The organism is Actinacidiphila sp. bgisy145 (genome assembly GCF_057708125.1).
Map to the genome: position 1 here is coordinate 13789 of NZ_JBYIRL010000020.1, position 20114 is coordinate 33902.

At 75.3% G+C, this 20114-nt stretch carries 16 protein-coding genes and 1 tRNA gene; 8 read left to right on the forward strand and 9 right to left on the reverse strand.

What is annotated here, in order from left to right:
• Positions 1-150: 150 nt before the first annotated feature.
• The 4 genes from AC3ERT_RS19090 (at position 151) to AC3ERT_RS19105 (ending at position 4933) form a co-directional block, all read left to right on the forward strand.
• Entirely contained in the window at positions 151-2160 is a 2010-nt protein-coding gene (locus tag AC3ERT_RS19090; RefSeq protein WP_435175695.1) for an acetyl/propionyl/methylcrotonyl-CoA carboxylase subunit alpha, read from the forward strand.
• Between the two features lie 71 nt (positions 2161-2231).
• Complete coding sequence (locus tag AC3ERT_RS19095) at positions 2232-3425, forward strand: acyl-CoA dehydrogenase family protein (protein ID WP_435175585.1); 1194 nt, start codon at positions 2232-2234, stop codon at positions 3423-3425.
• Between the two features lie 147 nt (positions 3426-3572).
• The gene (locus AC3ERT_RS19100) at positions 3573-4316 is read left to right on the forward strand and encodes an enoyl-CoA hydratase family protein (protein WP_335978581.1); all 744 of its coding nucleotides are present in this window, start codon (positions 3573-3575) and stop codon (positions 4314-4316) included.
• Positions 4304-4933 carry a TetR/AcrR family transcriptional regulator gene (locus AC3ERT_RS19105; RefSeq protein ID WP_435175587.1) on the forward strand — a complete coding sequence of 210 codons (630 nt, stop codon included), beginning with the start codon at positions 4304-4306 and terminating at the stop codon, positions 4931-4933. The genes AC3ERT_RS19100 and AC3ERT_RS19105 overlap by 13 nt, the downstream gene beginning before the upstream one ends.
• Positions 4934-4986: 53 nt before the next feature.
• Here AC3ERT_RS19105 and AC3ERT_RS19110 read toward each other — a convergent pair whose 3' ends face one another.
• Together AC3ERT_RS19110 and AC3ERT_RS19115 are read right to left on the reverse strand one after the other, a co-directional pair.
• Positions 4987-5586, reverse strand: a complete 600-nt coding sequence (locus AC3ERT_RS19110; RefSeq protein WP_435175589.1) for a DUF1349 domain-containing protein — start codon at positions 5584-5586, stop codon at positions 4987-4989.
• A complete protein-coding gene (locus AC3ERT_RS19115; protein WP_435175591.1) occupies positions 5558-6517 on the reverse strand; it encodes a GNAT family N-acetyltransferase in 960 nt (319 codons plus the stop codon). Before AC3ERT_RS19115 ends, AC3ERT_RS19110 begins: the two co-directional genes overlap by 29 nt.
• A 214-nt stretch (positions 6518-6731) precedes the next feature.
• On the opposite strand from AC3ERT_RS19115, the gene AC3ERT_RS19120 reads away from it, so the two are divergent.
• Positions 6732-7040 carry a DUF6343 family protein gene (locus AC3ERT_RS19120; protein ID WP_435175593.1) on the forward strand — a complete coding sequence of 103 codons (309 nt, stop codon included), beginning with the start codon at positions 6732-6734 and terminating at the stop codon, positions 7038-7040.
• Between the two features lie 72 nt (positions 7041-7112).
• Here AC3ERT_RS19120 and AC3ERT_RS19125 read toward each other — a convergent pair.
• Positions 7113-7186, reverse strand: a tRNA-Met gene (locus AC3ERT_RS19125).
• A gap of 310 nt (positions 7187-7496) precedes the next feature.
• On the opposite strand from AC3ERT_RS19125, the gene AC3ERT_RS19130 reads away from it, so the two are divergent.
• Together AC3ERT_RS19130 and AC3ERT_RS19135 are read left to right on the forward strand one after the other, a co-directional pair.
• Entirely contained in the window at positions 7497-7799 is a 303-nt protein-coding gene (locus AC3ERT_RS19130) for a hypothetical protein (protein WP_335978589.1), read from the forward strand.
• A 169-nt stretch (positions 7800-7968) separates the two neighbouring features.
• The gene (locus AC3ERT_RS19135) at positions 7969-10419 is read left to right on the forward strand and encodes a hypothetical protein (protein ID WP_435175595.1); all 2451 of its coding nucleotides are present in this window, start codon (positions 7969-7971) and stop codon (positions 10417-10419) included.
• 63 nt (positions 10420-10482) lie between these two features.
• On the opposite strand, the gene AC3ERT_RS19140 is transcribed toward AC3ERT_RS19135, so the two are convergent.
• From AC3ERT_RS19140 to AC3ERT_RS19165, 6 genes are all read right to left on the reverse strand, one after another.
• Positions 10483-12168: a hypothetical protein gene (locus AC3ERT_RS19140; RefSeq protein WP_435175597.1), complete on the reverse strand. Its 1686-nt coding sequence runs from the start codon at positions 12166-12168 to the stop codon at positions 10483-10485.
• A gap of 187 nt (positions 12169-12355) precedes the next feature.
• Positions 12356-13606, reverse strand: coding sequence for an MFS transporter (locus tag AC3ERT_RS19145; RefSeq protein WP_435175599.1), 1251 nt, complete (start codon positions 13604-13606; stop codon positions 12356-12358).
• 5 nt (positions 13607-13611) lie between these two features.
• Positions 13612-14208, reverse strand: coding sequence for a GNAT family N-acetyltransferase (locus tag AC3ERT_RS19150; protein ID WP_435175601.1), 597 nt, complete (start codon positions 14206-14208; stop codon positions 13612-13614).
• Positions 14205-15476 carry a type III PLP-dependent enzyme gene (locus tag AC3ERT_RS19155; protein ID WP_435137280.1) on the reverse strand — a complete coding sequence of 424 codons (1272 nt, stop codon included), beginning with the start codon at positions 15474-15476 and terminating at the stop codon, positions 14205-14207. Before AC3ERT_RS19155 ends, AC3ERT_RS19150 begins: the two co-directional genes overlap by 4 nt.
• Before the next feature lie 8 nt (positions 15477-15484).
• Positions 15485-16858: a DUF6271 family protein gene (locus tag AC3ERT_RS19160; RefSeq protein ID WP_435175603.1), complete on the reverse strand. Its 1374-nt coding sequence runs from the start codon at positions 16856-16858 to the stop codon at positions 15485-15487.
• Between the two features lie 2 nt (positions 16859-16860).
• A complete protein-coding gene (locus AC3ERT_RS19165) occupies positions 16861-17994 on the reverse strand; it encodes a phytanoyl-CoA dioxygenase family protein (RefSeq protein WP_435175605.1) in 1134 nt (377 codons plus the stop codon).
• Positions 17995-18438: 444 nt separating this feature from the next.
• Between AC3ERT_RS19165 and AC3ERT_RS19170 the strand changes: the two genes are divergently transcribed.
• Entirely contained in the window at positions 18439-19956 is a 1518-nt protein-coding gene (locus tag AC3ERT_RS19170) for a glycoside hydrolase family 3 protein (protein WP_435175697.1), read from the forward strand.
• Positions 19957-20114 lie beyond the last annotated feature (158 nt).

The following is a 20114-nucleotide window of genomic DNA, read 5'->3' on the forward strand; positions in this document are numbered from 1 at the left end:
CGTCAGGATCGTGGGGAGTTGAACCCGGTGACCGAACAGGCCGCACACCCGGCCGAAGGCAGGCACGTCCACCCGGCCGAACCCGAGCCCGTCCACCCGGCCGGAGGCGGACCCGTCCACCCGGCCGAGCGGGCGCCCGTCCGCACCGTCCTGGTGGCCAACCGCGGGGAGATCGCCCGCCGGGTGCTGCGCACCTGCCGCACCCTGGGCATCGGCACCGTGGCGGTGCACTCCGACCCGGACGCGGGCGCCGCCCACGTACGGGAGGCGGACCGCGCGGTGCGGCTGCCGGGCGACGCGGCCGCGGACACCTACCTGCGCGGGGAGGCGGTGGTCGCCGCGGCGCTGGCGGCGGGCGCGGACGCGGTGCACCCGGGGTACGGATTCCTGTCCGAGAGCGCGCCGTTCGCGGCGGCCGTGCAGGAGGCGGGGCTGACCTGGATCGGCCCGGCGCCGCGGGCCGTGGCCGCGATGGGCTCCAAGACGCGGGCGAAGGAGCTGATGGCGGCGGCCGGGGTGCCACTGTTCGCCGCGCTCGACCCGGCCCGGGTCGGCCCGGCCGACCTGCCGGTGCTGGTGAAGGCCGCCGCGGGCGGAGGCGGCCGCGGTATGCGGGTCGTCCGTGAACCCGCCGCGCTCGAAGACGAGTTGGCGGCGGCCCGGGCGGAGGCCGCGGCGGCCTTCGGCGACGGCGAGGTGTTCGTCGAGCCGTACGCGGAAGGCGCGCGGCACATCGAGGCGCAGGTGCTGGCCGACGCGCACGGCACCGTGTGGGTGCTGGGTGAGCGCGACTGCTCGGTGCAGCGGCGGCACCAGAAGGTGGTCGAGGAGACCCCGGCGCCCGGCCTGCCCGCGACCGTACGCACCGCCCTGCACGACGCCGCCGCCCGGGCGGCCCGCGCGATCGGCTACGAGGGCGCGGGCACCGTGGAGTTCCTGGTCGGCGCGGACGGCCGGCCGTACTTCCTGGAGATGAACACCCGCCTCCAGGTGGAGCACCCGGTCACCGAGTGCGTCTTCGGCGTGGACCTGGTGGCGTGGCAGATCAGGATCGCCGAGGGCGCCGCGCTGCCGCCCGAGCCGCCGGCGCCGCGCGGCCACGCGGTCGAGGCGCGGCTGTACGCGGAGGACCCGGCGCGCGGCTGGCAGCCGCAGACCGGCGCGGTCCACCGGCTCGAACTGCCGGGCGTGGACGCGCGGTTCGCGCTCCCGCCGGGCCGGGAGACGGGTCTGCGGCTGGACTCGGGGGTGACCGCGGGCGACACCGTCGGGGTGCACTACGACCCGATGCTCGCGAAGGCCGTCGCCTGGGCGCCGACCCGCGCCGAGGCGGTCCGCCGCCTCGCCCGCGCCCTGCACGAGGCCCGCCTCCACGGCCCGCCCACCAACCGGCGGCTCCTGGTGGCGGTCCTGCGCCATCCCGACTTCGCCGCTGTACGGTTCGACACCGGCTGGCTGGAGCGGGAGTTGACCGCACTGACCGCAGCCGCGGACAGCGACGGCGGCAAGGAGGGTGAGGTGGAGCGGACGGCCGCGCTGGCCGCCGCGCTCGCCGACGCGGCCGCACGCACCGCCGCCCCTGCTCCCCCGGCCCGCGCGGCACCGGTCGCCGCCCGGCTCGGCAGCTGGCGCAACCTCCCGTCGCAGCCCCAGCTCAAGCGCTACCGCGCCGTGCCCTCCGGCACCGAGTACGAGGTCCGCTACCTCCTGACCCGCGACGGCCTGCGGGCCGAGGGCCACGACGGCGTCGTGGTGGTGTCCGCCGCACCGGACCGGGTGGTGCTCGAAGTCGACGGCGTGCGGCGGACGTCGGAGGTGGCCCGCTACGGCGAGCAGGTGTTCGTCGACGGGCCGGACGGCGGCACCTCGCTGGTCGCGCTGCCGCGCTTCCCCGACCCGGCCGAGCAGGTCGCGCCCGGCTCGCTGCGGGCGCCGATGCCCGGCACCGTGGTCCGGCTGGGCCGGTTCGCGCCGGGCGACCGGGTGGCCCGCGGCGAACCGCTGCTGTGGCTGGAGGCGATGAAGATGGAGCACGTGGTCACCGCGCCCGCGGCGGGCACCCTCACCGAACTCACCGCCGTGGTGGGCCGCCAGGTCGAACCGGGCGCCGTACTGGCCGTCGTCACGGCGGACGCCGACACCCCGTCCCAGGAGACGTGACCCCCAGGTCCGCCGGACCCCCGCACCGCGCACACCGGACGCACCGCCAACGCAACGGGAGGAAGAGCGACATGGGCGACACCGAAGCGACCACCTTCGACCGGGCACTGCTGGAGAGCGAGGAACGGCGCGCGCTGCGCACCGCCGTCGGCGCGCTCGGCCGCCGCTACGGACGGACCTACTTCACCGACACCGTCCGCGCCGGCCGGCAGCCGGACGAGCTGTGGCGGGAGGCCGGCGCGCTCGGCTACCTCGGGGTGAACCTGCCCGAGGAGTACGGCGGCGGCGGCCAGGGACTGGCTGAACTCGCGATCGTGCTGGAGGAGTTGGGCGCCGCCGGAAGCCCGCTGCTGCTGCTCGTGGTCTCGCCCGCGATCTGCGGCACCGTGATCGCCCGGTTCGGCACCCGGGCGCAGAAGGAGCGCTGGCTGCCCGGCCTGGCCGACGGCTCGCGGCGGATGGCGTTCGCCATCACCGAGCCGGACGCCGGCTCCAACTCCCACCGCATCTCCACCACCGCGCGCCGCGACCCGGACACCGGCGGATGGCTGCTGTCCGGCCGCAAGGTGTTCATCTCCGGGGTGGACATCGCCGACGCGACGCTGGTCGTCGGCCGCACCGCGGACGCCCGCACCGGGAAGCTCAAGCCCTGCCTGTTCATCGTCGAACGCGGCACCCCCGGCTTCGAGTTCCGGCAGATCGACATGGAGGTCGCCGCTCCCGAGAAGCAGTTCCAGCTCTTCCTGGACGACGTGACGCTGCCCGCCGACGCCCTGGTCGGCGACGAGGACGCCGGGCTGCTCCAGCTCTTCGCCGGGCTCAACCCCGAACGCGTGTTGACCGCCGCCTTCTCCATCGGGATGGGCCGCTACGCCCTGTCCCAGGCGGTGGAGTACGCCCGCACCCGGCAGGTCTGGCAGGCCCCGATCGGCGCACACCAGGCGATCGCGCACCCCCTCGCGCAGGCCCACATCGAGCTGGAACTCGCCCGGTTGATGATGCAGAAGGCCGCGCACCTGTACGACGCCGGCGACGACATGGGCGCCGGCGAGGCCGCCAACATGGCGAAGTACGCCGCCGCGGAGGCCGGGGCGAAGGCCGTCGACCAGGCCGTGCACACCCTCGGCGGGAACGGGCTGACGGCCGAGTACGGGCTCGCGACGCTGCTCACCGCCTCCCGGGTGGGCCGCATCGCGCCGGTCAGCCGCGAGATGATCCTGAACTTCGTCTCGCACCACACGCTCGGCCTGCCCAAGTCGTACTGACCCCGGGCCCGTAGCGCCGCGATCGGACCCGTGGCGCCGGAACCGCAGGCGTATCCGCGGTCGTACCCGCAGTCGTCGCCGCCGGAACCGTAGCCGTACCCGCCGGAACCGTAGCCGTACCCCCTCCCGACCGACAGGAGTCCGCACGTGGCCGCAACCGCGCCGCTGGTCCACCGGCACCTCGACCGGGGCATCGCCGTCGTCACCCTCGACTCGCCGCACAACCGCAACGCCCTGTCCGCCGACCTGCTCGACGGGCTGGCGGCGGAGTTCGAGCAGGCCGGTGCGGACGGCGCGGTCCGCGCGGTGCTGCTCACCCACACCGGCACCACCTTCTGCTCCGGCGCCGACCTCGCCGACCGCCGGGCCCGGCAGGGACCGGCCCGACTGGCCGCGCTGATGCGGCAGATGGCGGCCCTGCCCAAGCCGGTGGTGGCGCGGGTGCGCGGGCATGTGCGGGCCGGCGGGCTGGGTCTGCTGGCCGCGTGCGACATCTCCGTGGCGACCGGCGCCGCCGACTTCGCCTTCACCGAGTCCCGGCTCGGCCTGGCCCCCGCGGTCGCCTCGATCCCGGTGCTGGCCGCGGCCGACCGGCGCGCCATGGCCCGCTACTTCCTGACCGGCGAGCGCTTCGGCACCGCGGAGGCGATCAGGACCGGGCTGGTCACCGCGCGGGACGAGGAACTGGAGGGTATCCTCGCCGGGTTGCGGGCCGCCGCTCCGCAGGGCCTCTCCGCGACCAAGGAGTTGACCGCGGCGGCGCTGCTGGCGGCGCTCGCCGCCGGCACCGACGCGATGGCCGACCTCAGCGGCCGGCTCTTCGCGTCCGCCGACGCCGCCGAGGGCATGCGCGCCTTCCTCGAACGACGGGACCCGCCATGGGCGTTGTGACCGACCCGGCAGCCGCCGACCGCGAACCCAAGCAGGACCGGGCGCGCGCCACCCGGCAGCGCATCCTGGCCGCCGCCGTCGCGTGCCTGGCCGAACGCGGCTGGTCCGGCAGCACCGTGGCCGTGGTGTGCGCGCGGGCCGGGGTGACCCGCGGCGCCGCCCAGCACCACTTCCGCACCCGCGAGGAGCTGTTCACCGCGGCCATCGCGCACATGGCCGAGGAGTGGCTCGCCGCCGTCCGCGAACGCGCCCGCGCCCTGCCCGGGCATGGCCAGGACCGTACGTACGCGGTGGTGGACATGCTCGTCGACGTGCACACCGGGCCGCTGTTCCGTGCCGCCCTGCACCTGTGGGTGGCCGCCACCGACGAGCCGGCGCTGCGGCCCCGGGTCGCCGCACTGGAGGCCCGCATCGGGCGGGAGGCGCACCGGCTGGCGGTGGAGTTCCTGGCGGCCGACGAGTCGGTGCCGGGCGTACGCGAGACCGTGCAGGGCACCTTGGACATGGCGCGCGGCCTGGGCCTGGCGAACCTGCTCAGCGACGACTCGGCGCGCCGGGCCGGGATCGTCCAGCAGTGGTCGCGCACCCTGGACACGGTGCTGCGGCCCGGGCCCTGAGGCCGCGTACGGCGGCGATCCCGCACGCACGTACCTCGCCCGCGCGCCTCGCGTCAGTGCAGGGACGTGTCCGCCGGGCCGGTGGCCAGCCGGGTGAACCGTACGGTCAGCCCGTCCCGTTCGGGGCTGCAGCAGAACAGGCCGGCGCTCGCCTCGGCCGCCGGGTCGAGGTAGGACAGCCGCACCATCCGCCAGGGTTCGGCCGCACGGCGGGCCCGTACGGTGACCGCGTCGCCGGAGCGGCTGACCCGGATCGTCACCTCGTGGCCCGCCCACTCGGGCACCGGCGCGAGCGACCAGTCGGAGGTGCCGTGGGTGACGACCGCGCCGAGTTGGGGGTGGCCGTCCGACACCTCGACGCCCGCCTTGATCCAGGTCGAGGCGTCCACCCGCACCAGGGCGCCGGCCTGGTCGTACAACTCGGTGAAGTCGGCCCGGAAGCCGACCTCGACGGCGGTGCCGGGCGGGAAGCCGGTGAGCAGGGCGTGGCCGTCGTCGCGGACGAAGCCGTAGCTCGTGGTGCGCCAGAAGTCGCTGCCCGCGCGGGCGGTGACCAGCAGGTCGGTGCCGTCGGTGGCCGTGTCCTGCGGCGGGTTGAGCCACTGTGCCTGCGACCAGGGCAGGTCACGCGGGGCGTCCTGGGGAGAGGTCACGTATGTACCGCCGTTCCGATCCTATGAGTTGGTACCCGAGCCAGATGTTGACCGCGAGCATGGGCGCGTTGCCGTCGTCGTTGGTGGTGCTGGCCTCGCGGTAGCCCTTCGCTCGGGCCAGGTGCAGGGAGTGCGCCTTGGCGGCCTTGGCCAGGCCGCGGCCGCGGAAGGCACGCCGGATTCCGGTGCCGCCGGAGGCGTAGTGCCGCTCGCCGTCGGTCTGCGCGATGACCAGCCCGGCGACCTCGCCGTCCACCACGGCGACCGTGGTCAGGTCGGCGTCGAAGTCGGGGCGGTCCCAGTTCAGGGTGCGCCAGTCGGTGTAGCTGAGGTGGTCGGCGGCCACGTCGCCCGGCTCGTCGCGGAAGCACTCCACGTCCGTGCGCCACAGCGGCCGCGGGTCGCGCTCCCAGGCGACCGCGGGCAGCAGCAGCACGCCGCGCGGCAGCCGCGGGCGGGTCGGCAGCGGGCTGCGCGGGCCCAGGTCGAGCCGCATGAAGCGCGCCTCGCGGCCGGGCCGGTAGCCGTGCGCGGTCGCGAAGTTCTCGGACCCGGGCTCGGGGTGCGCCCACGCGTAGCAGGTGGTCGCGCCGACCGCGTCGAGGTGCGTCTCGGCGGCGGCCAGCAGCGCCCGGCCGGCGCCGCGCCCGCGGTCGGCGGCGGCGACGTTGATGTTCACGAAGGCCGCGCCCGCGTCCTTGGCGTCGGCGAACAGCCCGGTCCGCGCGCAGCCGGCGATCCGCCCGTCCAGCAGCGCCACCAGCAGCCGGCAGTGCTGCCGTGCGGGCATGGCCACCGCCTGCGCGTGCACGCTGCGCGGGGTGGCGACCTGCTGGGGCTCCTCGGCGCGCAACAGCGCGCACACCGCCTCGGCATCCGCGGGTTCATACGCCCTGACGGTCACGGCACCGCGGTCCCTCGTCGCCACCATGCTGCCGCACCTTACGCGCCGACCCGGCCGGCCGGTGCGGGTTTTCCGGCGGGGGCCCGATGGGTGGACCCTGGAAGGGAAGGGGTGGAGCGCTCTTCGAGGAGGCGGGCACATGTCCAGAACCTCCGCTTCACGGAACTCCGGGACCCCGGGGGCGTCCGGCGGCCCGGGGACGACCGGGGGGCCGGGAACGACCGGGGGCCCGCGGAACTCCGTGCCCCCGGGGTTGTTCGGGAACACCAGGACCGGATACGAGCCGACGAAGGCGCGCAGCGCGCTGCGGCTGCGGCTGGCGCTGGCGCTGCTCGGCCTGGTCTGGGGCGTCGGGGCCGCGGTGGGGTTCGCGTTCGCGGGCCAGCCGGGCTGGGCGGGGGTGTGCGCGTTCGTCGCGCTGATCGCGGTGGCGGACGTCCTCGTCGTCGTGCACCGGATACGGCAGGGCTCCCGCTACCAGCCGGGCCGCGACGTGCCGCCCGGTCCGCCGGTCGGGACCCGGCGGCGCACCGGAGACGGGGACGGGTAGGCCGCGCAGGCCGCGTCGGCCATGTCGGCATGCGCGAAGGGCCCGGCACACTGTGCCGGGCCCTTCGTTTCGTAGCGGGGACAGGATTTGAACCTGCGACCTCTGGGTTATGAGCCCAGCGAGCTACCGAGCTGCTCCACCCCGCGTCGGTGAACACCACTTTACGGGGTGGATGCCCGCTCGCCAAATCCATTCCCCCGGCGGCGCTGCCGCGGGGGGCGGCAGCCGCTTCGCGCACGGTGCGCACAGTGGGCGGCGCGGTCCGTGGCCGGGTGGGTCCGCAGGCGCGTGGCAGGCGGGTGGCCAGGGGTGTGACCAGGGCGGATACGGGTTGTCCACAGGTTTCCACCGGGCCGCCGACGGGGTGGAGGGGCCGAGGGTTAGTCTCGGGGAGTCGAGATCAAGGGGGGTCCGCGGCGCGGGTCGCGGGCGTGGCGCGGGGCGAAGGAGGACGTGATGGCCGGGGTGAACGCGGGTGCCGTGGCGGCAGCCGGACTGATCGGGGGCTATGGAGTGGCCCGCTGGACCAGGCGGCGCGAGCTGGGCGGCGCGGCGCTGGCCGCAGCCGGTGTGGTGGCGGCGCGCGAGTGGCGGCGCAGCAGCGGGGCCACGCAGGCGGCGGTCCTGACGGGGGCCTATGTGGTGGCGTTCGCGGGGTCGCACCCGCTGGCGAAGAAGGTCGGCGCCTGGCCGGCGGTGTTCGCGGTGGCCGGCGGTATAGCCGCGGCCTCCTGGGCGGTCGCGGGCCGCAACCGGTAAGCCGGGAAAGGGCGCTCGGCCCGGGGCCTTGTCCCGCCCGCGTGCGTGGCGCGTCCTGCGCGGCGCTCGATCTCGCCGGCTCGGCCGTCTGGAGGTGGGCGGCGCCGACACCGTACGGTGACGGGGTACGGGCAGTCGGTCACGACTGGGCGAGCCGAGGGGGCTGGGCGTGTTGGAGCCGGAGATCGCGTCGTTGCTGACGAATCTCGCCGGGGAGGTGCTCAGCGACGCCTGGTCCGCGGTGAAGCCGCGACTGGCCGCGTTGCTCCGGCTGCGGGGCGGCGACGGTGACGCGCGGGTGCTCGGCGACCTGGAGGACGCCCGGGCGGCGAGCGCGGCCGGTTCGCCGGCCGAGGCGCGGGACCGGGTGGAGGCGGCCCTGCGCGAGACGCTCGGCACGCTCGCCGCCGAGCAGACGTCGCTGGCCGCCGAGGTGCGGGAGTTGCTCGCGGCCACGCGCGACGCCCGGGCCCGCCGGCTCCCCCGGATTCCGGTGTCCGCCGTGTCGGACTTCGAGAACCACGAGGCGGAACTGCGGGGCATGGACGCCGCGTGGGAGGCGGGCCGCGGTGCGGCGGGGCCGACGCTGCTGTTCCTGTACGGGCCGCGCGGCATCGGGCTCACCACGCTGGCCCGGCAGTGGCTGCTCCGGCACCGGGACACCTTCGGCGCGGGTCCGCAGTTGTCCGCGGTGCTGGCCCGGGACGCCGACGGGGCGCCGCCGGACCCGGCCGCGGTGCTCGACACGTGGTTCCGGCTGCTGCACGTGCCGGTGGAGGAGGTGCCGTCGGAACTGGCGGCGAAGGTGGCGAAGTTCCAGCAGCTCACCGCCGAGGGCCCGGTGTTCGTGCTGCTGGAGGATGTCGCGCTGGCGTCGCTGGCCCGCCACCTGCTGCCCGGTTCGCCGCTGGGCGTGGTGGTGGTGACCGGCAGGGAGCTGATGCGCAGCCTCGTGTCGGACCTGCACGCGGCGGCGTTCAAGGTCGGGCCGCTGCTGCCCGAGTACAGCCGGCGGCTGCTGATCAGCTCCGGCCGGCTCGCCCCGTACGCGACGTCGCACGAGGCGGAGATCGACAAGGCGGTCAGCGTCTGCGAGGGCAACCCGCTGCTGGTGCGGATCGCCGGGGCGCAGATGCGCTTCGACCAGCCGTACGGCATCGGCGAGTTCGCCACGGCGCTGTCGGACCGCCGCCCGGGGATCAGGTTGGGAGCCTTCGACGTGGACGAGCGCAGCGGCGCGGAGATCTTCGACGCCGGGTACCGGGAGCTGTGCCGCCGGCACCCGGAGGCGGCGGAGGTGTACCGGTACCTGGGGCTGCACCCGACGGCGGAGTTCGACGAGGACGTGGTGGCGGCGATGGCGCCGGACCTCGGTGGCCGCACCCGGGCGAAGGCGCTGCGCACCCTGCGGGACTCCAGCCTGGTCGAACGGGTCGACGGCGGGATGTACCGGGTGATCAGCGGGCTGGTGCACGCGCACGCGGCCGAGCGGGCGCGGGCGGACCTGCCGGCGGCCGAGCGGGAGGCGGCGCGGCGGCGCTGCGTCGGGTACTACGTGGACCTGGCGGAGCGGACCGACGCCGGGCTGTCGCCGCGCTACCGGCACGACCCGCCGGGCGCCTACGCACGGTACGAGCCGCTGGCGGCGGAGGCGCAGGACGTCCTGGTGGAGGCGCTGACCCGGCGCCGGGAGGTCCTGCGGGCCGCGGTGCGGGCCGCCTACGAGGCCGGGGCGCGCGACCCGTGGTTCTATGACGCGACGTGCCGGCTGGCGCAGGGCCTGTGGACGTTCTATCTGCGCTGCGGGTTCCACTCGGACTGGATCGAGGTGTACGACCTGGGGTGCCGGGCGGCGCTGGAGTCGCTGGAGCGCGGCGACCTGCTGATGCTGGCCCGGATGCAGTACGGCCTGGGGTTCGCGCACCTCGACCGGTCGGGTCCCGGTGATCCGGAGGCGGCCCGCGGCGCGTTCGAGCAGGCGCTGGAGCTGGTCGGCCCGGCGCTGGCGCGCCCGGAGACGCCGGCGCGGGAGGCCGAGGGATGGCGGCGCACCTGGTCCAGCGTGCTGGAGGGCCTGGGGAAGCTGGAGGACGGGCTCGGCCGCCCGGAACAGGCGCTCGCGCGGTTCGACGCGGCGGTGGCGGCGCTGGAGGGCGTGGACCACCCGCGCGGCCGGGCGCTGATCGCGCTGCACCGCGGGCCGGTGCTGGGGCGGCTGGGTCGGTATGCCGACGCGGAGGCGGTGCTGGTGACGGCCCGTCAGGAGTTCCTGGCGCCGCCGCGGCCGGACCGGTTCAACGCGGCCAAGGCGAGCGCGCGGATGGCCGAGGTGCTGGTGGCGGCGGGGCGGACCGACGAGGCGCTGGCGGCGTTCGCCACGGCGGTGGCGGGCCTGGGCGGTCCCCGGCACGGCTACCAGCGCGCGGGCGTGCTGCTCTCCCGGGGCGATCTGCTGCACGCCCGGGGCGAGGCGGGGCGGGCCCGCGGGGACTGGGCGGAGGCGGCGGAGCTGTTCCGCGCGGCCAACAGCGCCCGGGTCGCCGAGGCGGAACAGCGCCTGGCCGACCACCCGGACCCGGGGCGGAGCCGGGGAGAGGGCGAGGGGCCGGACGGCGTCTGACGCATCACGGGTGCCGCGGGCCGGGAGCCTCGCGGGGCGTACGGCCGGGACGCGCGGCGCGGTTCAGAGCACGGTGAGGGTGAGGAGCGCGGGTGGCGCGTCCGCGCCGATGGTGACGGGCACCTGCGCGGGTGGGCGGGTGCCGCACAGCGCCCGGTCGAAGACGACCGAGGCCGCCAGGGCCGCGCAGGCCCACCAGGGGCGCGGCCCGGACCAGGTCGCGCGCACCCGGGCGCCGCTGCGGGTCAGCAGCGCCACGCATCCCCCGTCGGGTTCTTCCGTGGCGACCAGCGCGCACCCCGGGAAGCGGGCGGCGGCCTGCGCCGCGGCGGCCGCGCGGCGCGCGGGCACGACCAGGACGTCGGCGGCGCGGGGCCAGCGCGTGTCGGGGTCGTCGATGTCGGCCACGAGGTGCGCGTCGGCGAGGTGGGCTTCCTGGCTGGGGCGTTGGAGGGCGGCGTGGTAGCGGCGGACGACGGCGGGGGTGCCGTCGGGGGGCACGGTGACGTACATGGGCGGCAGGACGGGTGAGTGGCGTGGTGCGAGGTGCCCGGCCGCCCCTTCGCCGGTGGGGACGGGCACGGCACGGGTGGTGGCCGGTGCGGCCGGTTCGGGCAGCCCGAGCCGCTCGTAGAACAGGGCGCGCAGCAGGGCGGCGGCCTGCCCCGGGCGGGAGGTGACCAGGGAGCGCAGGTAGGGCAGTTCGCGGTCGGCGGCCTGGCGGCGGGCGGCGTCCTCCAGTTGGGCCGGCAGCGGGCGGTGCGGGGAGAGCCTGGGCACCGCCCGGGCGAGCCGCGCCATGGGCGAGCCGGGCGCGCTGCGGCTGTCGGCGAAGGCGCCGAGGACGGTGGGCAGGCCGAGGGACACGCCGTACTGCGTGACCGATCCGCCGTCGCCGCACAGCGCGTCCGCGGCGACCAGCGCGGCCTTCCACGTCTGCGTGTCGGGGCGCGGCAGCAGCAGCCCGCAGGTGAGCAGCGGGGCGAGCCAGGAGTGCAGTTGCCACGCGCCGTGGCCGTAGTAGGCGTTGGGGTGGATCGCGGCGAGCACGCGGTACTCGTCGGCCGGCAGCTCCGCCAGGGCCCGGCGCAGCGTGTCGTGTTCCGGGTCGTCGGCGTCCAGCAGCGCGTCCCTGCCCCAGGTGGAGGAGACCACGAGGAGCTTCTGGCCGGGCCGGACGCCCAGCGCGTGCCGGTAGTCGGGCCTGAAGGGGGCGCTCGCGGCCAGTTCGTCGAAGCAGGGGTCGCCGGCCACCCGGCTGAGCGGCAGCGCCTCGGGGCAGCCCGCGGCGAGCCGGGCGCGCTGCTCGTCGTGGGACAGCACGATCGCGGACGGCACCACGCGGCCGTCGTGCATCAGCCACTCCCGGGTGAGGCCGAACGCCTCGCTGCCGCCGCCGAGGAGTTTGTTGTAGCCGGCGCCGTGCGGGGTGCCGATCAGGGGGGCGTGGAGGTGGTAGAGGTCGCCGCCGCGGCTGGTGGCGATGGCCAGGTCGAACTTCCGCCGCTTGGCCTCCTCCCAGCCCACCAGGAGCGCACCGCGGTCCTGGAGCAGTTCGAGGGTGCCGCCGTCCAGCGCCGAGGAGCCGGGGCAGGTGAAGACGGTCTCGACCCGCCGGTCACCGTCGAAGAGGGCGAGCAGGTCGAGCAGGCGGGTCGCCGAGGTGACGTTGTGCGCGACGGCGAGGACGGTGCGCTCGGCGCGCACGGTCCGCCAGTTCTCGTGGTCGTCGGCCAGCGGCAGCGGCACCCGTCGACCCGGACCCTGCACCGCGCTCGCCCCCTGCCCTCTCTCGCTTCCCCGCCCGCGTACCGGACCGCCGGCAGCGCGATCAGGCTAGCGCGACGAGCCGCACCGCCGTGAAAGGTCGGGCCGCCGGAGCGGGCGGGAACGGGCGTACGGCGGCGAACCGCCGTGCCCGTACGGTGGCCGCCGCTCAGGCGGAGCCGGCCGGTACGCCCGCCTCGGCGACGGTCTCCGGCTCGGCCGCGACCGGGGTCCAGCGGATGCGGGTGGCGCACACGGACACCAGCATCGCGGTCGCCGCGACCACGCCGAGCGCCCAGACCAGCCCGCTGGCGTTGGCGATGAAGCCGATCAGCGGCGGCCCGGCGAGCAGCCCGGTGGTCCCCATGGTGGCCACCACGGTGAGCGCGTCCGAGCCGTTCTTCGCGGCGGCGACGTACACGCAGGGGGTGACCGACGCGATGCCCAGGCCCACGCACGCGAAGCCGATCAGCGCGGGCGCCACTCCCCCGCTGAGCAGCGCCAGCGCGAGGCCGACGGCCGCGAGCGCGCTACCGCCTCGGACGATGGGGCCGTCGCCCCAGCGGCTGCGCCAGGAGTCGGCGAAGACCCGGGCGAGCACCATCATCACCGACACGACCGCGATCCCCATGGGCGCCAGTTCGGCCGACGCCTTGGCGACGTCCTTCATGTACAGGGCGGACCAGTCGTTCATGGCGCCCTCGGTCACCGTGCCGAACACCATCGCGGCGCCCAGCCACAGCGTCACGCGCGAGGGCAGGGTCCACCGCCGTCCGCGCGGGCGCGCCCCCGGTTCCCCGTTCTCCCCCGGCTCCCCCTGCTCGCCCGGCTCCGTCTTCTCCGCCGGCTGCTGGTCCCGGGTGAGCAGGCCCTCCCGGGCGAGGCCGAGCAGCAGCAGGATCAGCGCGGCGGCGACCGCGAAGTGGACGACCAGCGTGGACGTCAGGGAGTTCATCGCCGACGCCAGCAGCGCCGCGACGAGCGAGCCGCCGCTGAAGACGGCGTGCAGCCGCGCCATCGCGTTGCGCTCGTGGACGGCCTCGAGCGCCGCGCCCTGCGCGTTCATCGACACGTTCAGCGCGCCGACCAGGGCGCCGTCGCAGAGCATGACCAGCAGCGCCACCGGGTAGTCCGGCAGCGCCGACATCGCCAGGAGCAGCAGTGCCAGGCACGCGGCGGAGCCGAGCGCGAGGGTGCGCGAGCCCAGCCGCCGCATCAGCACGGCCACCACCGGGAAGGTCGCCACCGCGCCGATGCCGGTGGCCATCAGCAGCAGGCCCACCTCGGCGGCGGTCAGGTCCAGGTGCGACTTGATCGCGGGCAGCCGCGCCGCCCAGGTCGCGTACTGGAAGCCCAGCGAGAAGAACAGTGCGGCCGTGGCCGTCTGGCCGCGGCGGAACGGATCGTGAACGCGCAGCATCGGGCTCATCCCACTTCGTCTCGGGCCGGTGTCCGGTGCGGCAGCGGCATCGTCATGTACACGGCGTCCGGGCCGTAGCCGTGGACGTCCACCGCGCCGGGGCGGGCGGTGAAGCCGTTGGCGGACCAGAAGGTGTGGCTGCCGGCGACCGCGATCAGCGAGATCCGGTCGTAGCCCTGGGCGGGGGCGGCCGCGGTGAGCCGGCCGAGCAGCCGCCGGCCGAGGCCGCGGCCGCGGGCGTGCTCGGCGATCACCATGTCGTGCAAGTGCAGGTGGCGCGAGGCGTGCGCGGCGCTCTCGCGGTCGGCGAGGCCCGGGTAGGCGCCCTCCGGGTAGGGCAGTGCCAGCAGGTAGCCGGCCAGCCGCGGCCCCGGTCCGCCCGGCTGCCGCGGCCCGCCCGACGGACCCCGCTGCCCCGGCCCGCCCGCCGCCCACTCCAGGGCGAAGCACGTGTCCGGGGAGACCCGCGCCTTGGACTCCAGCGCCGCCCGCCCCTCGGACAGGCCCGCGGCCGCGTACGTGCCGGCCTCCAGGTCCACGATCGCGTCCCAGTCCCCCGGGGCGATCCGCCGGACCCGCACGCCGGCCGCGTCGCCGCTCATCCGCCGCCCGTCCCTGCACCCGGCTCCGCCCCTGCCCCCGCACCCGGCCCTGCCGCCGGCTCCACACCCGCACCTCGCACCGCGCCTTCCGCCGGGCGCCCGTCCTCCGCCCGCCGTACGCACGTCCACGGCAGCGGGCCGAAGCCGTTGAAGCCCTGCGTCATGTAGCTGACCGCGTAGGCGCCGCTGGACAGCACCCACACCGGGTCGCCCGACGCGATCCCCGCGGGTACCTGGACCGGCCGGTGGCCGCCCGGGTACGCGTCGTCGCTGTCGCAGGTGGGACCCGCGACGGTCGCCTGGACGTACGGGCCGCCTCGCCTGCCGGGGAAGACCAGCCGGTACTGCAGCGCGTCCATCTCGTACAGGCCGTTGAACTTCCCGCAGCTCAGGTAGAGCCAGTGGTGCGGCTCGCCCGCCGCGGTGTGCCGCAGCGACATCCGCACCACGTGCGCCCGGACCGCGCCGTGGTCTGCCACGAGGTAGCGGCCGGGCTCGACCACGAACTCCAGCGGGCCGCCCACGTCCCGGCAGCGCTGCATGCCCTCCCGGATCACCGCGAACATCTTGTCCAGCGGCGGGTCGAGCACCTCGCCGCGCTCGTCGAGGTAGCCCAGCGCGGGCAGGCCGCCGCCGATGTCGATGTACCGCAGCCGTATCCCGTTCCCGGCCAGCTCGGCGATGACCTCGGTGAGTTGGTCGAACGCCCGGCGCCACGCCCCGGCGGTCATCTGCTGGGACCCGACGTGCACGGACAGCCCGGCCGGCACCAGGCCCGCGGCGCGGGCCTGCTCCAGCACGGCCACCGCGTCGCGCGCCGAGCAGCCGAACTTCCGGCTCAGCCCCCACAGCGCGCCGCCGCCGTCGGTCGCCAGCCGGCAGAAGACCCGGGCGCCCGGCGCGTGCCGGGCGAGCGCGGCGACGTCCTGCGGGCTGTCGGTCGCGAAGTCCCGGATGCCGAGCCGGTGGGCCCGCGCGATGTCCGGGTCGGACTTGATCGTGTTGCCGTAGTGGATGCGTTCCGGGGGCACGCCCGCGCGCAGCGCCTGCTCGATCTCCGGCACGCTCGCGGCGTCCACCCCGCTGCCCTTGCGGGCCAGGCAGTCCAGCACCTCGTCCACCGGGCACGCCTTGAGGGCGAACCGCACGGCGACGCCGGGCAGTTCGGCCAGCAGGGACGCGTAGCGGTCCTCGATGCCGCTCAGGTCGAAGACGATCCGGTCCTCGTCGGCCGCCGCCAGTGCGGCGAGCAGCGTCTCGTCGTAGATCACCGACGTCAGTCCGGCTGCCGCTGGAGCAGGGCCGGTCCGGTGGTTCTCGCGCCGCGCACCAGCGCCGGCCAGACCTCGGTGAGCACCGCGAACTCCTCGATGTCGCGCCTGGCCTCGTCGAGCAGCCGGGCCCGGCCGGCGGCCAGCACGTCCGCGAACTCCGCGTACCTGCCGCCGAGCCGGCGGTAGGCGCGGTCCAGCACCTCGAGCCGCCGGACGTTCTCGGTCTGGTCCAGCCGGCTGCTCTCCCACAGCAGTTCGACGACCGCCTCGGTCCTGACCTGGTGCCGGTCGTCGAGGAGTGCCTCGCCGGCCCGCTCCATCCGGTCGTAGACGAAGTTCAGGTAGAGCATCGACAGGAAGAACTTCGCGAACCGGGTCTGGTAGGCGGTGAACCCGGGGCCGGTCCGGCGCTCGGGGGTGTAGAAGTTGACGATGTTCCGGTTGTGCAGCACACCGGGCAGCGTCGCGTCGTGCACCAGGTGGATGAGGAAGTAGTCGCTGCCGATGGTGTCGGTCGCCGGGAGCAGCGGCACCGCCTCCTGCACGCCGTGGAAGGCGATGTTGCACATGTCCACGCGCATGGGATCGACATGGGTGAGCAGCGAGTGGTCGGCGGTGAACTGCTCGGTGCCCGCGCCCCGGAAGGAGTCGTCGGCGAACTCCGCCTTCTGCTCCGCGCTCCAGTCGAAGGGCGCCCACAGGCCGACGACTTCGCGGTAGGCGTCGGCGTCGATCGCGCGCATCTCCGCGATGTCCACGGACATCTCGCCGACGAAGGAGGCACCCACCATCGACACCGGCTTGCCGGCGTGCCGCGGGTCGAGGTCCGCGGTGGTGACGGAGCCGGCCGCGTCGGCGGCGCTCCGGCCGAGGGTGAGCAGTTCGTGGTGGATCGGGTACGCCGTCAGCGACCGCCCGCCGTCCGCGCCGGGCTCGGTGATCGCCCCGTGCGGCCCGGCCGTTCCGGCGACGACCTGGTACCTGCTGTCGGAGTCCCGCCGGTGCACCGAGGTGCAGCCGAGCGCCGCCGCGACGAGGAACGCGCGGTTGGTGCAGGCGCCGTAGGACAGCGCCGCCGGGAGCATCAGGTCGAGCAGCACCTCGGGCTTGTCCGCGTCCGAGGCGGCGATCACCTCCCGCAGGAACTCCCGCTGCTCCGCCTCCCCGAGGTGGTGGGTGACGACACCGGCCGTCGCGGGCAGCGCGCGGACGGCTGCCGCGTGCTGCCCGAACTCCCTCGGCCCGCAGGAGTCGAGGACCAGCACATGCACTTCGACGTCGAAGTGGGTGACGGCGTACACCGCTTCGTCATGCAGTGCGGAGATCGCCGGCAGGCAGGATCTGTTGGTGGGCAGCGCAAGGCAGATTCGGCGCATCGCTACTCTCCGGACTCCCCGGCCGCCACCGCGGCGGCGTGGTCGGCCCGGTCCTCGGCGCCACCGGTCGCACCATTGGTCGCGGCACCGGCCACGGCACCGGCCACGTCACCAGCCGCGGTGCCCTTCGGGTGCCAGGACCGCAGCCCGAGCAGCTTCTCGCCCAGCTCGGTGAGTTCGGCCGGGCCGTAGCGCAGCGACTCGTGCTTGTCGGCGTCGCCGACGAGCGTCGCGTTCCACTCCGGCGTGCTGAGGGTGCGCCAGGACTCGATTCGGGAGCGGCGCAGCTCCTCGTGGCTCTCCAGTGCGGGCATCATCGACAGGTACTGCGCGGCGCGGACGCCGTCGGCCGAGGTGTTGGGCGCCACGCCGTGCGCCAGCGCGCCGTTCCAGATCAGCAGGTCGCCGGCGCGCAGCTCCGGCCGGATGACCGGGTACTGGTCGGTGTCGATGTCGGGCCGGATCGGGTCGCGGTCCTCCGGCTGCGTCGTCTTCCATTGGTCGAACCTGTGGAAGAGCTCCGGGCAGCACTGGAAGCCGCCCTGGTCGGGCCCGGTGTCGGCGAGCGCGATGATGCCCTGCACGCGCTGCGGCAGCACCTCGAGGGTGCTGTCGATGTCCCAGTGCAGCCGGATGTCGAAGCCGCGCTCGGTGGGCGCGATGAGCGCGCGGTCGCGGTTCTTGATGTTCGGCGGGTTGAGGTTGAGCCGGTCCAGGGTGACCCACAGCTCCTCGCAGTCCCAGACGTCCACGAACGCGTCGTAGACCCGCTGCGCCTGGCGGCTGTTCCAGATCAGCTGGTGCTGGTAGGCCTCGACGAAGCCGTAGATGTGCAGCTCACGGTCGAGGTCGGAGCGGAACTCCCGCTCCTCGTACCAGGTCTCGGGCCGCTTCGGGTCCAGGCCCTGGAAGTCCCAGGCGAAGTCGAGCAGTTCCTGCGCGGCGGCCGCGGGGATCGCCTGCTCGACCACCACGTAGCCGTACTTCTGCCAGAAGGCGAAGTCCTCGTCGGACAGCACGCGCAGCTTCTGCGTCTTGCGGATGTCGCGCAGCGGCACGGCGACGCTGTAGATCTCGCCGTCCGAGCTGTAGTACGGGTTCTCCGATGATGCCCGGAACGGGCTCTGAGGCGCCATCAAAACAGTCGCTCCAAGGGTGGAAGTTCCTGAGCGGTCCGCCGCGCGATGGGGGGTGCACACGTGGGCCTTTCGACTGTGCGGGTCCAGCGGGACAGGGCAGCACGGATGCCGGGATGGGCCGGTGCTTCGCCAGTCGACCCGCGCATCCGTCGTCACTTGTGCAACGGGTGCCGCTCGCTGAACTCGCGCTCTCCTAAGTTGGACTAGACCAACTGGAGCTGTCAACCGGCCGCTTGGTGAATATCCGCGCCCCACCTCGCACTTTGGTCGCGTTCCGCGATCACCCCCGCACCCGAAGTGAGGACGGGCGGCGCACGGCCATCTCCTTGACACCCCCGAACGGCTGAGCCAGTATCCGTTGGTCTGTACCAATCACCCGCCGGATGCGGTCGGTGCGTCGGCCCCACGCGAAAGGCCCCGTTGATGCCCGCCAGCAAGTTGGTGTCCACCAGCAAGCAGAGCAACGAGTTGCGAGCGCTCGCGCTCTCCGTCCTCCAGCCGGGGTTCGTCGGCACGGAGGCGCCCGACTGGGTGCTGCGGGCCATCGCTGACGGCCTGTCGTCGGTCGTGCTCTTCTCCCGCAACATCGCCTCGCCCGAGCAGGTCGCCCGGCTGACCGCCCAACTGCGCGCCGCGAACCCGTCGTTGATCATCGCGATCGACGAGGAGGCCGGCGACGTCACCCGGATCGAGTCCGCCACCGGCTCCACCCGGCCGGGCAGCTTCGCCCTCGGTGCCGTCGACGACACGGAGCTGACCGAGGCCGTCTCCCGGGACCTCGCCCGCGAACTGCACGCCGCCGGGGTGACCTTGGACTACGCGCCCAGCGTGGACGTCAACTCCAACCCGGACAACCCGATCATCGGCGTCCGGTCCTTCGGCGTCGAGCCCGACCGGGTGGCCCGGCACGCCGCCGCCTGGGTGCGCGGCCTCCAGTCCGGCGGGGTGGCCGCGTGCGCCAAGCACTTCCCCGGCCACGGCGACGTCGCGGTCGACTCCCACCACGGCCTGCCGAGCTACGAAGCGGACCTGGACACCATCGCCGCCCAGGCGCTGCCGCCCTTCCGCGCCGCGATCGACGCGGGCGTGCGCGCGGTCATGAGCGGCCACCTGCTGGTGCCCGCGTACGATCCGCACGTCCCGGCGACCCTCAGCCGGCGCATCCTGGAAGACCTGCTGCGCAAGGAGCTCGGCTTCGACGGCCTGATCGTCACCGACGCGATCGAGATGGGCGCGGTCACCGACCGGTACGGCATCGACGGCGCGACCGTACGCGCGATCGCCGCCGGGGCCGACGCCATCTGCGTGGGCGGCGAGCACGCCGGCGAGGACACCTTCGAACTGCTCGCCGGCGCGCTCGCCGACGCGGTCCGCACCGGCGCCCTGGCCGCCGACCGGCTCGCCGAAGCCTCCGGCCGGGTACGGGATTTCGCCGACTGGTCGAGCGGGCTGTCCCGGTCCGTGCCGGTCGACCCGGTCAGCCGCGACATCGGCTACGCCGCCGCCCGCCGCGCCGTCCGGGTCGCCGGCCCGGCGCAGGGCGCGCTGCCGCTGCCCGCCGCGCCGCACGTGGTGGAGCTGGTGCCGGCCACCAACCTCGCGATCGGCAAGGAGACCCCCTGGGGCGTCGCCGTGCCGCTGCGCGAACGGCTGCCCGGAACCACCTTCGTCCGGGTCCACCCGCAGCAGCTCGCCGACCGGCCCGAGGTCCTCGACGAGCACGCCCTCGCCCCCGCCGTCGGCCGCCCGCTGGTCGTCGTCGTCCGGGACGCCGCGCGCAACAAGTGGATGGGCCGGGCGCTGGCGGACCTCACCGCCGCGCGCCCGGACGCCGTCGTCGTCGAGATGGGGCTGCCGGACGACTCCGGCGCGGGCGCGGTCCGGGTCTTCACCCACGGCGCCACCGCGGCGTCCGGCGTGGCGGCGGCCGAAGTGCTCGCCGGGGTCCCGACCCGGTAGGAACCGGCGCCCGTACGGGCCCGGGCCGCACCGCGCCTCCCCGCGTCCCGGCCCGGACCCGTACGACGCCGGGCCGTAGGACGCCGGGCCGTACGGCTCCCCGCCCGTACGAACCCCGCGCCCCGCGATGCTCCCGGACCGGCAGGACCCCGGCCCGG